The organism is Micromonospora halophytica, from assembly GCF_900090245.1.
Classification (GTDB): Bacteria; Actinomycetota; Actinomycetes; order Mycobacteriales; family Micromonosporaceae; genus Micromonospora; species Micromonospora halophytica.
In genome coordinates this window covers 63732-76501 of the sequence record NZ_FMDN01000016.1, presented here as the reverse complement: position 1 = coordinate 76501, position 12770 = coordinate 63732, and the positions used below count along the sequence as shown (strand labels likewise).

The 12770-nt window shown below is 74.0% G+C and carries 11 protein-coding genes and 2 pseudogenes; 10 read left to right on the top strand and 3 right to left on the bottom strand.

Going from position 1 to position 12770, the window contains the following annotated elements:
• The first annotated feature begins 5 nt into the window (after nt 1-5).
• A complete protein-coding gene (locus GA0070560_RS19800; protein WP_139131545.1) occupies nt 6-806 on the top strand; it encodes an FHA domain-containing protein in 801 nt (266 codons plus the stop codon).
• An 85-nt stretch (nt 807-891) separates the two neighbouring features.
• Here the strand turns inward: GA0070560_RS19800 and GA0070560_RS19795 are convergent, their stop codons facing one another.
• Nucleotides 892-1119 carry a winged helix-turn-helix domain-containing protein gene (locus tag GA0070560_RS19795; protein ID WP_091299893.1) on the bottom strand — a complete coding sequence of 76 codons (228 nt, stop codon included), beginning with the start codon at nt 1117-1119 and terminating at the stop codon, nt 892-894.
• A gap of 250 nt (nt 1120-1369) precedes the next feature.
• Here GA0070560_RS19795 and GA0070560_RS19790 point away from each other — a divergent pair.
• The 3 genes and pseudogenes from GA0070560_RS19790 to GA0070560_RS19780 form a co-directional block, all read left to right on the top strand.
• Nucleotides 1370-1552 (top strand): annotated as a pseudogene (locus GA0070560_RS19790) (hypothetical protein); the annotation flags it as partial.
• 73 nt (nt 1553-1625) lie between these two features.
• Nucleotides 1626-1874: a DivIVA domain-containing protein gene (locus tag GA0070560_RS19785; RefSeq protein WP_091300124.1), complete on the top strand. Its 249-nt coding sequence runs from the start codon at nt 1626-1628 to the stop codon at nt 1872-1874.
• Entirely contained in the window at nt 1862-2116 is a 255-nt protein-coding gene (locus GA0070560_RS19780; protein ID WP_170839492.1) for a hypothetical protein, read from the top strand. Before GA0070560_RS19785 ends, GA0070560_RS19780 begins: the two co-directional genes overlap by 13 nt.
• A 141-nt stretch (nt 2117-2257) precedes the next feature.
• Here the strand turns inward: GA0070560_RS19780 and GA0070560_RS19775 are convergent, their stop codons facing one another.
• Both GA0070560_RS19775 and GA0070560_RS19770 read right to left on the bottom strand, forming a co-directional pair.
• Nucleotides 2258-3145 carry an ABC transporter permease gene (locus GA0070560_RS19775; protein WP_091299890.1) on the bottom strand — a complete coding sequence of 296 codons (888 nt, stop codon included), beginning with the start codon at nt 3143-3145 and terminating at the stop codon, nt 2258-2260.
• Entirely contained in the window at nt 3145-6042 is a 2898-nt protein-coding gene (locus tag GA0070560_RS19770) for an alpha/beta fold hydrolase (protein ID WP_091299887.1), read from the bottom strand. The genes GA0070560_RS19775 and GA0070560_RS19770 overlap by 1 nt, the downstream gene beginning before the upstream one ends.
• 376 nt (nt 6043-6418) lie before the next feature.
• Between GA0070560_RS19770 and GA0070560_RS19765 the strand changes: the two genes are divergently transcribed.
• From GA0070560_RS19765 to GA0070560_RS30100, 6 genes and pseudogenes are all read left to right on the top strand, one after another.
• Complete coding sequence (locus tag GA0070560_RS19765; RefSeq protein ID WP_091299884.1) at nt 6419-7663, top strand: hypothetical protein; 1245 nt, start codon at nt 6419-6421, stop codon at nt 7661-7663.
• Nucleotides 7653-10349, top strand: a complete 2697-nt coding sequence (locus tag GA0070560_RS19760) for a nitrate- and nitrite sensing domain-containing protein (protein ID WP_091299880.1) — start codon at nt 7653-7655, stop codon at nt 10347-10349. The genes GA0070560_RS19765 and GA0070560_RS19760 overlap by 11 nt, the downstream gene beginning before the upstream one ends.
• Nucleotides 10346-10810 carry a roadblock/LC7 domain-containing protein gene (locus tag GA0070560_RS19755; RefSeq protein ID WP_091299877.1) on the top strand — a complete coding sequence of 155 codons (465 nt, stop codon included), beginning with the start codon at nt 10346-10348 and terminating at the stop codon, nt 10808-10810. The genes GA0070560_RS19760 and GA0070560_RS19755 overlap by 4 nt, the downstream gene beginning before the upstream one ends.
• Complete coding sequence (locus tag GA0070560_RS19750) at nt 10807-11268, top strand: DUF742 domain-containing protein (protein WP_091299873.1); 462 nt, start codon at nt 10807-10809, stop codon at nt 11266-11268. Before GA0070560_RS19755 ends, GA0070560_RS19750 begins: the two co-directional genes overlap by 4 nt.
• Nucleotides 11246-12001 (top strand): GTP-binding protein, encoded by a 756-nt coding sequence (locus tag GA0070560_RS19745; RefSeq protein ID WP_170839491.1) that lies wholly within the window; start codon nt 11246-11248, stop codon nt 11999-12001. Before GA0070560_RS19750 ends, GA0070560_RS19745 begins: the two co-directional genes overlap by 23 nt.
• A gap of 53 nt (nt 12002-12054) precedes the next feature.
• A pseudogene (locus tag GA0070560_RS30100) lies at nt 12055-12690 on the top strand (AAA family ATPase); the annotation flags it as partial.
• Between the last annotated feature and the right edge of the window lie 80 nt (nt 12691-12770).

The following is a 12770-nucleotide window of genomic DNA, read 5'->3' as shown; positions in this document are numbered from 1 at the left end:
GGGAGATGATCGTGGATGCCACGACTGTCATCGGCGCTGTCCTCCGGGCTGTCAATGACAACACCGTTGTTCACCCGTACGGCGACGGTCTGCTGATCGACCTGCCCCTGGCCTACGGTGACGGCGACGGCGTCCGGGTGCTTGTCGAGCCGATGGGCTCCGGCTATCGAGTCACCGACCGCGCCACCGCCGCATCTCTGTTGGCGATCGCGGGGGTGAACCTCTTCGCCGGCAGGGCAGCCGAGGCGTTCGCCGAGATCGTGACGGGTGGCGGCCTCAACGGCGTAAACGCGGCACCCGGCGAGATCGCGACCTTCGGGACCTACGAAGACCTGGGCCAATTGGTCCTCGACGTCGCTCAGGCTTCGTTGCGTGCCGACCAACTCCGCTGGCTCGCCCCCCGCCAGGCAGGGACGAGGTTTGTCGATCGAGTGACCGACCGGGTCAGCGCCTGGGCCGGCCGCAGCCGCAAACTCCAGCGAGACGCTCCGATTCCACTGGAGTCAGGGCGCAGCCGCTCGGTCACCTTGCGGGTCGCCAACGACGGCAGGGCCGCATACGTGCAGGCCGTCAGCCTGCGCGATCCCGACCAGGCCGCCGAACACTGCTACCACGTCTTCGGCCTGTCGAAGATCGCGAGAGAGAGCCGAGTCGCCGCGCTGGACGGCTCGGCGCAGGACTGGCCCTCAGCGATCGTGGCCGAACTCCGCACCGTCAGCGACGTCGAATTCTTCGACGATCCGCTCAGCCTTGAACGGCAGCTCGACAAGGTGGTCCCACCTCCACAGGCCGCACTTCGTCCATAGGGGCGGCTTCTCGCCCTGACGGTGGCCACCGCCTCTTCTGATCTGGCTTACCCCAGCCAGCGGGGATCGGCTGCGCCAAGCGGCATCAGCCGTCTGTCTCCCGGACGAACACTCCTCGCCCCGGAGCGCCCACGACGACGCCTCGGTCACGGAGCAGCGCCACCGCCCGCGCAGCCGTGGAGAAGGACACCGAATAGAGATCGGCGAGCTGCGAATAGGAAGGGAGCTTCGCTCCCGGCTCGTACTCGCCGGCACTGATGCGGGCGGCGATGTCCGCCGCAATGTCGGTGTAGCTCAGTGGGATCGCGGGCATGGGTGGTCCTCCCGGGTTGGCGATCTCATCTGATCACGTCATGCGACCTAACCTCAAGCGCCTGGTTGACCTATGTCACTAGGTGAAATGGTGTGAGGACGAGCCGCCCGGGTTGGCACCAGGACGGTTCACCCTCCGGAAGACAGGATCCGGAACAGAGCCGGGGCAGCGCACGACGGCCTGGAGCCCTCTCCGGGCCGCCAATCGTGCTGCCCCGGCCCCACCCCGACGCACAAGGAGGTCTGCACCGGTGACGGACTCCGGAATCCCCGTCGCGAGCGCGATCTGGGCGGTCGAGCAGGTGGCCGGCGAGCTGCGGGAGACGTACGCCATGGCCGCCGCCACCGTGCTGCTGGACCGGATGAGCGCGGGCTGCACACACCCGGCGATCCGGCAGGCCCGGCGCAGCGGCGAGGACGCCCTCGACCTGGCCGGCGGCCCGGCCACCACGCCGGGCCGATGAACCGACGGAATCGGAAAGGCGAGACAGCGTGATCTACCGAGCCATGCAGCGCCTGCTCCCGCAGCACGTCCGCGCCGCCACCTTCGACCGCCGCCGGTGGCGCGGCCTCGACCCCGAGCAGGTGTACGCCTACCTCGACCGGCTCGCCGACGAGCTGGAACGACTCACCCGTGACCTGTGCACCGCGAACACCGAGGGCGAGCGCATCCGCCAGGCGTTACGACAGTGGCAGTCCCGGCACACCGACTGCCGGCACACTCAGGTGGCCCCGAACAGCCGGTGGCACCGGTGACCGAGCCCCACTGGATCATCCACCTGCCGACCACGCTGACCAGCGTCGACGGGGCCGCCGCCCTGGCCATGGCCCTGCGCCGGTCCCTCGGTCATGTGCTCGCCATCGACTTCGGCGAGACCACCCTCTCCGAGGAGGACCGCCAGTGCGTGCGTACCCGGGTCTGGTGCGACGCCCGGCTCGACGGATCCGGCCGCTGCCTCCGCCCGGCCGACCACGACGACGGGTGCGCACCGGAGTGACCTGCCCGTCACCGTGTCGGCGAAATGGCGGTGTCCGGTCGACACTGACACCGCCATTCCGCCGGCATGGCGAGCCCGAGCACGGAGACCGGCGAGCCCGAGCGGAGACCGGCGAGCCCGAGCGGAGACCGGCGAGCCCGGCTACGAGGTGACGTCCTTGCGGGTGAAGCGCCAGAACGCCAGCCCCCAGAAGATCGTCGCGTAGCTGATCGCCGAGATCGCGCCCCGGACCACGTCGTCGGTCTGCATCGGGGTGGAGAGCAGCCCGAGCCAGGCGGTGCTGTAGTGCGTCGGCAGGAAGGCGCGCAGCGCGCCGAGCGCGGTGATCTGGTCCAGGATGCTGGAGAGGATCCAGAGCAGCACCGCGCCGCCGACCGCGCCGAGCGCGGCATCCGTGGTCACCGACAGCAGGAACGCCAGCCCGGCCACCACCAGCAGGACGACCGCCAGGTAGCCGAGCACCGCCAGCAGCCGCAGCACCCCGTCGGTCGGGGCCAGCTCGGCGGCGACCTGGCTGCGCAGCGGCTCCCAGCCGTACCGGAGGGTGCCGGCGAGCAGGGCGGTGCCGGCGAGCAGCAGCAGGGCCAGCGCCGAGTACGCGAGCGCGACCAGCAGCTTCACCGTGAGCAGCCGGGCCCGGGGCACCGGCACCGCCAGCAGGTAGCGCAGGCTGCCCCAGCTCGCCTCGCTGGCCACGGTGTCCCCGCAGAACAACGCCACCACCACGACCAGCAGGAAGGACGCCGAGACCAGGATCGAGAAGAGGGTGAAGTTCAGCCCGCCCGAGGTGGCCAGGTCGGCCAGGCTGGAGAACTCGCCCCGACCGTCGCGGTCGTCGTCGCCCGAGTCGAACTGGAACGCGACCAGGATGATCAGCGGCAGCAGCACCATGAACCCGAGCGCCAACTGGGTACGCCGCCGCGACGCCTGCCGGCGGAACTCCGCGGCGAACGGCATGGTGGCCGAAGGCCGGTACCCGGCCGCCGCGCCGCCCGGCCCGACCTCCCCCACCGCAGACGACTGTGCCATCACCGGTCCCCGCTTCCCCGAGAGTTCTCGCCCACCAGGGCGAGGAACGCGTCCTCCAGGCGACGCCGAGGCACCACCCGGTCCACCCCGATCCCGGCCCGCACCAGCTCGGCCACCACCTCGCTGCGGGCGGTGCCGTTGGTGTCCACCACCAGGCCACCGCCACCGCCGTCCGGCGGCACGTCCCCGCCGTCACCGGCGGCGAGCACCCGGACCCCGTCCAGCCGGTCCAGCACCGCGCGGGCGGCGACCGGGTCGGTCACCTCGAACAGCACGCTCGGCGACTCCCCGACGATCTCCCCGACCGGGCCGGAGGCCACGATCCGGCCTTTGTTGACCACCACCGCGTGGGTGCAGGTCTGCTCCACCTCGGCGAGCAGGTGGCTGGAGACCAGCACCGCCCGGCCGTCGGTGGCGTACCGCTGGAGCACCCGACGCATCTCGGCGATCTGCGGCGGGTCCAGCCCGTCCGTCGGCTCGTCGAGCACCAGCAGCTCCGGCAGGCCGAGCATGGCCTGCGCGATGGCCAGCCGCTGCCGCATGCCGTGGCTGTAGTTCTTCGTCCGCCGGTGCACCGAGGCGCCCAGGCCGGCGATCTCCAGCGCCTCGTCGAAGTGCGCGTCCGCCCAGGGTCGCCCGGTGGCCCGCCAGTACGCCTTCAGGTTCTCCAGGCCGGACAGGTGGGGCAGGAAACCGGGCCCCTCGACCAGCGCGCCGATCCGCGACAGCACCGGCGAGCCGGGCACCAGCCGGTGCCCGAACACGTAGATCTCGCCGGCGGTGGGCCGGGTCAGCCCCATCAGCACCCGCAGGGTGGTGGTCTTGCCGGCGCCGTTCGGCCCGAGCAGGCCGACCACCTGGCCGGGATGCACCTCGAAGTCCACCCGGGAGACGGCGACGAAGCCGTCGGCGTACTCCTTACGCAGGTCGCGCACGGCGAGCGGGACGCCCGCGTACTGCGGATGCACGGAGCTGTCCTGGCGGCGGTGCCGGCGGCGGGCGACGGCGACGACCACGGCGAGCCCGACCACGATGGCCACGAGCAGCCCGACCAGCACCCAGCGCCACACGGTGGCGGTGGTGGGGATCGGGGCGGCGTCGACCGTCGGCAGGGTCAGCGGGGCGTCGCCTGCGGCGACCGTGTGCACGGTCGGCTCCACCGGCGTGGTGTACGCCTGGTCGGAGGTGGCGACGACGACCCGCAGCCGGTGCCCCGCCTCGATCCGGCGGACGATCGCCGGCAGAGTGACCTGGACCGGCTGCGCCGCGTCGACCGTGGCCGGCAGCCCGGTCAGCCGGACCGGGGCGACCAGCCCGGAGGGGAGGGTGGTCGCGCCGCTCGGGTCGACGTCGTAGAGCTTGACGAAGAGCACCGCCTCACCGGTCGGTGACGCCGCCCGGATGGAGAAGGTGGGCGAGCCGACGACGTCCACCGCCTCGGTCAGCGGCGCGGACTCGAAACGGGCGTGCTGGCCCGGGATGTCCCCGGCCACCCCGTCGAGCAGCGAGCCGAGCGCCCCGGCGAACGGCACCGAGGAGATCGCCGCCGGGTTGCCGTCCGGCGGGTTGGCGACCGGCTGGGCCGGCCCGCGCACCGCCACCTCGCGCCGGGCCTGCCCGGTCAGCCCCGGGTAGTCGGTGATCCGGTAGCCGGTGGCCACCAGTCCCCGGTCGAGCGCGTCGAACCCGGCGATGCGGGAGAAGGTGAAGTCGTCGCCCGGAGCCGCGCCGTCACCGGCCACGTAGTGGTCGAGCCACTGTGCGGTCAGGAACTTCACCCGGTCGGAGTCGCTCTTCGGCCCCTCGCCACCGTCGTGTCCGCCGGTGAACCAGGCGACCCGCACCGGGGTGCCGGCGGCGGCGATGCCCCGCGCGTTGGCGTCCGCCTCGGCCAGCGGGAAGAGGGTGTCCGCCTCGCCCTGCACCAGCAGGGTGGGCGCCTTGATCCGGTCGAGCACGCCGGCCGGGGAGGAACGGCGCAGCAGGTCCACCGCGGCCTGGTCGGCCCGTCCGGTGGTGGCGATCCTCAGGTACGCGGCGCACACGTCGGCGGCGAACCGGCCGCAGGACGGGTCGGCCGCCCCGGCGGGCGCCCGGGAAGGTCCGGTGCCCGGCCCCGCGCCCGGCATCGGGCTGGGCGGGCCGGCCGAGGCGGGCGCCCCCTCGGGCGCGGCGGCCGCGTTGCCGGAGATCCCGGCCGGGCCGGAGCCGGCGTTCCCGCCGCCACCGAAGAAGATGCCGGCCCAGCCCTTCTTGAACACTCCCTCGGTGGCCGGCCGGCCGGTGCTCTCCGGAAGGAAGGCGCGGGACAGGTCGTTCCAGGTGATCATCGGGACGATCGCGTCGACCCGCTGGTCCTGGGCGGCCAGCAGCAGGGCCAGGCCGCCGCCGTACGAGCCGCCGACCACGCCGACCCGGGGATCGCCGGCGGCGTCGGTACGGATCTCCGGCCGGGCGGCGAGCCGGTCCAGCAGCCGCTGGGCGTCGCGGACCTCGTAGTCGGGGTGGTCCAGGTGGATCTCGCCGCCGCTGCGGCCGAAGCCGCGCGCCGTCCAGGTCAGCACGGCGTAGCCGCGCCCGACCAGGTCCTCCGCGTCGGCGCGGACGGAGTCCTTCGTGCCGCCGAAGCCGTGGGCCAGCAGCACCGCCGGTACCCGACGGTCGGCCGACGCGTCCTCGGGCAGCCAGAGCGTGGTGTCCAGCTCGACCGGCTCCTCGCCGGTCGGTCCGGAACGGACGGTGACCAGGGCGGACTCCGTACGGAAGCCGGGCCGGTCGGGTCGGGCCGCCCAGAGGACGGCGGCGGCCAGCAGCACGACGACCACCGACGCGGCCACGATCCGGCGGCGGCTGGCCAGGATTCGGCTGCGCCGCAGAGCCGACAGCGGTGATCTCATGCGGCAAAGGTACGGCCCGGTTCCTGAGCGTTGGCTGGGATCCTCCGTACGTCGGTCCGGATCGTCCGATCGGAGGCAGGATCCGGTCGACCGCGTCCCGTCCAGAGCGACACCGGCGGGACGACTTCGCATGACGTGAATTCCGATCTTCATCCGAAATCATCTCGGATTCCGCCAGGTCGGCACCACGAGCTGCACTTTGCGTGTCGACCGGACCAACGTCAGGTGACATCGCTCGTAGGGACTCAGAACTGACCGATTCGCAACCGTCTCTCGCGCAGCCCCGTCGGTTAGTTTCCGGTCCGGTGCACGGGACTCCTTCGGCGACCCCCGGCACCGGGACAGATCCCCCGCCGTCGCCGGAGGAGACCGACCCATGACCGTCCCCGCGCAGCGGGTCCGTCGACGCCCCTCCGCCTCGGGCCGCATCCTGCCGCTGCTGCTCGTCGTGGTGCTGCTGGCCCCGTTGGCGTTCCTCTTCGTCCAGACCCACCGGCTCACCGGCGACGACCGCGACCTCGCCGTCCGCGAGCGGCTCGGCGTCGAGTACCTGCGCGCCCTCGCCCCGGTGACCGAGGCGCTGGTGGACGCCCAGTCCGCCGCCGTGGCCGGCCGGCCCGCCTCACGCGACGCACTGGAACAGGCGGTCGAGAACGTGACCAAGGTGGACGTGCGCATCGGCGACGAACTGCGCAGCCGGGAACGCTGGGCCGGGTTGCGCGCCAAGCTGGAGGCGCTACCCGAGAAGTCGCTCACCGATCCGGAGGCCGCGTACGTCGCGTACGGGGAGGTCACCGACCTGCTGCTGGCGCTGTACCGGAAGGTGCGGGAGAGCTCCGGACTGGTCCGCGAACCCGAGCCGGACTCGTTCTTCCTCCAGGACGGCATCGGGCGCGACCTGCCGACCGCGGTGGTCGCCGCCGGCCGCCTCGCCGACCTCTCCGCGCTCGCCACCCGCCGTCCCGCCGGCGAGCGCGACCGCACCCAGGGCGAGCTGGCCGAGGTACGGGTCACCGCGCTCGGCTCCGCCGCCGACCTGGTCACCGACCTGCGGGCGGCGGTGGACAACTCGGAGCGCACCGACCTCGGCCCCAACGTGCTCACCCCGCTGGACACCTACCAGCGGGCCGTCGAGGCGCTCGCCGCCTACTCCGCGCCGGACGCCCGGTCGAAGACCGGCCTGGCCGACCCGGCCCAGGTGGCCGCCGCCCGGGCCAACGCGCAGTCCGCGGCGCGGCTGCTCCAGCCGGTCATCCTCGACCAGCTCGACGAGCAGCTCGCCGACCGGATCGACGGCTACGACCGGGACCGCCGGCTGGCCGTGGGCGCCGTCGCCGCGGCCGTCCTGCTCGTGGTGATCCTGATCGGGGTACTGCTCGCCGCGTTCCGCCGGGCGCGGCGACACGCCGCCGCGGCCCACCGTGCCACCGACGGGGACCCGGACGCCGGGGAGCAGACCGAGCCGGGTTCCGGCTGGCAACCGCCGGGCGACCGGGGTGTCCCGCCCGCGACCGGCGCCCCGGGTGCCCCGATCAGCCCCGAGGAGCAGCGGCTGCTCCAGCCCACCGGCACGGGCCCGGACGGCAGCACCGACCGCTGGGGGCCCTTCGATGCTCGCTAGGCTCCGGATCCGGGGCAAACTGGCCCTGCTGGTGATCATCCCGCTGCTGAGCATGGTCGGGCTGGCCGTGCCGGTGGTGCTCGACCGGGTCGCCGCCGCGCAGCGGGCCGGCGAGATCGCCGACACCGTACGCCTGGCCAACCGGGTCGGCAGCCTCGTGCAGGACCTCCAACAGGAGCGCATCCTGTCGGTCGGGCTGCTGCTCGGCCGGGTGCAGCGCACCGAGCTGATCCAGAAGTCGGCGGCGGTGGACGACCGGGTCGCCGACATCCGCGCCGACCTCGACGACCAGCTCTCCGCCGAGACCGTCGCCGCCCTGGACGGCGTCCGCAAGCTCGCCGACCTGCGTTCCCAGGTGCTCGCCCGGACGGCCACCCCGACGCAGGTGATGGAGGTCTTCGGCCCGATCGACATGGCCCTGATCGAGTCGCTGCGGCTGGCGTTCCGGGTCGACACCAACACCCCTGCCGGCCGCCAGGTGCTCGCCCTGGACGGGCTGCTGCGGGCCGACGAGGGGCTGGGCGCGTGCGCCACCCTGATCGTGCTGGTCAAGGCCACCTCGGACCCGCGGATCTCCGCCTCGTACATCGCCTGCATGGCCGCGCTCCAGGTGGACAACCTGCGCTTCCGCAGCCTGATCACCGCCGAGCAGTACAAGCTCGCCATGCTGGACGACGCCGCGGTGGCCGCCCGGACCTCGCCGACCTTCCTCGTCGACAGCGTCAAGGACCCGGTCGCGGCGATCAGGGACATCCCGCTGGACGCGCTCTTCCCCTCGGTCCGCTCGATGATCACCTTCGGGCAGCTGATGGAGAAGAAGATCGCCGCCGACGTCATCGCGGAGACCACGGCCGACCAGCGGCGGGCGCTCACCACCGCCTGGCTGGTCGGCAGCGCGGCCGCCCTGGTCCTGCTCACCGTCGTGCTGCTCAGCGTGGCCGTGGCCCGTACGGTGGCCAGGCCGCTGACCCGGCTGACCCACTCCGCCGACCGGGTCGCCCGGGTCGCCGAGGCGGAGCTGGTGCGCGTCGCCGACGACGAGTCCGAATCCGCCCCACCGGTACGCCTCGACCCGGTCGACATCCACGCCCGCGACGAGATCGGCGATCTGGCCCGGGCCTTCGAACGGGTGCAGAGCACCGCCGCCCGGCTGGTCGAGCGGCAGGTGGCCGGCCGGCGGAACGTGGCGCAGATGTTCGGCCACGTCGGGCGGCGTACCCAGAACCTGGTCGGCCGCCAGATCGCGCTGATCGACCGGCTGGAACGGCAGGAGACCGACCCGGCCCGGCTGGAGCACCTGTACCGGCTGGACCACATCTCCAGCCGCCTGCGCCGCAACGCGGGCAGCCTGGTGGTGCTCTCCGGCTCCGCCGGCAGCGACGGCCACGTCGCCCCGGTGCCGCTGGCCGACGTGGTGCGGCTGGCGCTCGGCGAGATCGAGGACTACACCCGGGTGGACGTGCAGGTGCCGCCCGGGGTGTCGGCCGCGCCCGCCACCGTCGGCGACCTGGTGCTGGCGCTGGCCGAGCTGATGGAGAACGCCACCGTCTTCTCGCCCCCGCACACCCGGGTGGTGGTGGCCGGCGAACTGACCGTCACAGGCGCCCTGCTCTCCGTCGTGGACCACGGCATCGGCATGACCGCCGAGCGGCTGGCCGAGGAGAACGCCCGGCTGACCCGCCGGGAACGGCTGGACCTGGCCCCGACCGAGGTGCTCGGGCTCTTCGTGGTGGGTCGGCTGGCCCGCCGGCACGGGTGGTCGGTGCGGCTCGCCCCGACCGCCGGGGGCGGCGTGACCGCCCGGCTTGAGGTGCCGAACCCATTGCTGGTCGTCCGCCGGGCCGACCGGGCGGGCGTCACCGTGGCGCAGGCCGCCGTGCCGTCCCGGGAACGGCAGACGGCTGGCACGATCGACGTGGTCCGGTCGGGTCGCGCGCTGACCGCGTCACCCGGTCCGGTGCCCGCCGACGCGCCCGGCTTCGACTCCGCCCTGCTCAGCCGGGCCACCCGGAGCATCGAGTCCGCCCGGTCCTGGGACGCCTTCGGGACGGGCGCCGAGGCGTCCCCCGCCGGGGCCACCGCCTTCCTGGAGATCAGCCGGCCCGGGCAGGAAGTCGGGGAGCCGGCGACCACCCCGGGCGGACTGCCCCGCCGGCAACGGACCGGTGCGCCGGCGACGACCGGAACGGACCCGCAGGCCGCCGGCCGACCGACCGCCTCCGTACCGCCGGCGGCCCCACCGGTCCCGGCACCGACCGCGCCGCCGGCCTGGCCGCCGGTCGCCACCGGAACACCCGCCGGGGCGCCGACGATCCGGCAGCGGGTGCCGGGGGCGAGCCTGCCGCCGGCCGGTGCGGCGGTCGGCCCGGTGAACGCCACCTTCGCCGACCCGGAGGCCGCGCGGGCGTTGGTCGAGCAGTTCGAGTCCGGGGTACGCCGGGCCGAACAGAGCGGGCCGGGCCGGGCCGACGGCCTCGGCGCGACGGCGGGCCGGCCCCGGCTGAGCCGGCGGGTGCCCGGGGCGAACCTGGCCGTCACCCCGCCCCGGGCGGCCCCGGTCGTCAGCAACCCGCAGGACCCGACCGAGGTCCGCGACCGCATCACGGAGTTCGAGGCGGGCGTCGCCCGTGCTCTGCGTGAAGTCAGTACCGACCACCGCAACGACCAAGAGGGAACATCACGGTGACCAGCCCCTACCTGCACGACAACGTCGACCGCACGACCGGCGCCGAGCTCAGCCCGGAGGCCCGCACCTTCAACTGGCTGCTGGACTCGTTCACCTCCAGCACCGCCGGGGTGATGGAGGCGATCGCCGTCTCGTCGGACGGGCTGCTGATGGCCATGTCGGCGATCAAGGACCGGTCCAACGCCGAACGCCTCGCCGCCGTGGTCTCCGGCATGACCAGCCTCGCCGGCGGCGCGGCGAGCTGGTACGCCCTCGGCGGACTGAACCGGGTGATCGTCGACATGGCCGACGGCTACCTGCTGATCAGCGCGATCAGCAGCGGCTCGGTGCTCGGCGTGGTCGCCGACCGGTCGGCCAACCTCGGCACCGTCGCGTACGAGATGACGCTCTTCGCCGGGCGGGCCGGCGGCGCGCTCACCCCGAGACTGATCGCCGAGCTGAAGAACGCCGTTCAGCAATGACCCGGCTGGCCGACGGCCAGGATCCGGACCCGGAACCGCTGGTCCGGATCCGGCCCTACCTGCGGTCGCCGGCACCGTCCGGCGAGGACGCGTCGGCGACCGCCGAACCGGAGGCCACCCGCCCGGGCGGGCCGCGTCCGTTCGTGCTCACCGCCGGGCGGGTCGCCGGCGCGGATCCGGCGATCAGCCTGGAGACCCAGGTCACCGCACGCGGCGGGGCTGCCGACCCGGTCGCCCGGCTCGCCCCGGAGTTGCAGGCGATCATCGCGCTCTGCGCCGAGCCGATCTCGGTCGCGGAGATCTCCGCCCGGACCCGGTTGCAGTTCGGCGTGACCCGCGTCCTGGTCGGCGACCTGCGGGCCGCCGGCCACCTCGACGTGCACGTCGGGGACGTCGGGGACGCCCTTGACCCCGACATCATCCTGCGAGTGATTGATGGACTCCGTGCGATCTCCTGACTGGCCGGTCGCCCCGCCGGGTGGGCTCGCCGCCAACAGCGCCGCCGCCCGCTACGCCGCCCCGGACGGCGGTCCCGCCGCACCGCCACCGGCCGCGACCCCGCCACCGCCGCCGTACCGGCCGCCGACGCCGCCGGAGGCCGTACCGGCGCCGGTGGGCCGGAGCGGGCCCGGCTCGGCGCCGATCCCGGTGAAGATCCTGATCGCCGGGGGCTTCGGCGTCGGCAAGACCACCACGGTGGGCTCGATCTCCGAGATCGTCCCGCTGACCACCGAGGCCGAGATGACCAGCGCCGGCATCGGGGTGGACGATCCGGGCACCCGGAGCACGAAGACCACCACCACGGTGGCGATGGACTTCGGCTGCGTCACCATCGACCGCAGCCTGAAGCTGTACCTCTTCGGCACACCCGGGCAGGCCCGGTTCGGGTTCATGTGGGACGACCTGGCCCGGGGCGCGCTCGGCGCGCTGGTGGTGGACAGCTCCCGGCTCGACGACTGCTACCCGGCGATCGACTACTTCGAGCGGGCCGGACTGCCGTTCGTGGTCGGGGTGAACGCCTTCGACGGCCGGATCGCGCACGACCTCGACGCGATCCGCTGGGCGCTGGCCATCGGCGACCACGTACCGCTGGTCCGGTTCGACGCCCGGGACCGGCCCTCGGTACGCGACGCCCTGCTGGTCGTCCTCGACCGGGCGCTGGACCGGGCGACCCGGGAGAGGAACAGCTGAGACGACCGGTGACGGCCCGGCGGGTGGGTGCCGCAGGCCGCTACTGTCGGGCGATGGCCGAACCGGAGCTGACCCTCACCGCGAGCCTGCGACCGGCCGCGCTGGACGCGCGGCGCGGCATCGTACGGCTGCACCCGGAGGTGCTGACCGCGCTCGCGCTGCGCCCCGGCGACCCGGTCCGGCTCGGCGGCCGGCGGGTGACCGCCGGGATCGTCGCGCCCGCCGAGGCGGGTGCCGGCGCCACGCTGCTGCACGCCGACGATCTCGTCCTCGGCAACCTGGGCCTGCGTGACGGCGGGCAGGTGACGGTCTCCCCCGCCCCGGTCACCCCGGCCCGCCGGGTGCTCCTGGCCGGCCCGGTGCCGATCGTCGCGGCGGTGTCGCCGGAGATGCTCCGGCTCGCCCTGCTCGGCAAGATGGTCACCCCGGGCGACGACGTCTCGCTGCTGCCACAGGACGTGCTTCCCGACGCCTCGGTCCGCGCCCTGGTCGACGCCGCCCGACGCAGCCTGGCCAACACCGTCGGGTACGCCTGGACGAGCACCCTGCTCACCGTGGTCGCGGCCGAACCGGCCGACGGCGCGCTGGTCACCATGGACACCGTGGTCGGCTGGGAGCACGGCCACGTCACCCACGGCGCCGGCCCGGCCGGTTCCACAGCCGGCGCGGGCACCGGAAGCACGCCCCGGGGTAGGACGGGGTTCGGCGGCGCGCCGGGCTCGGACGGCAGAACGGGCACGGGCGCAGGCGGCGGCACGGGCCCGGGCGG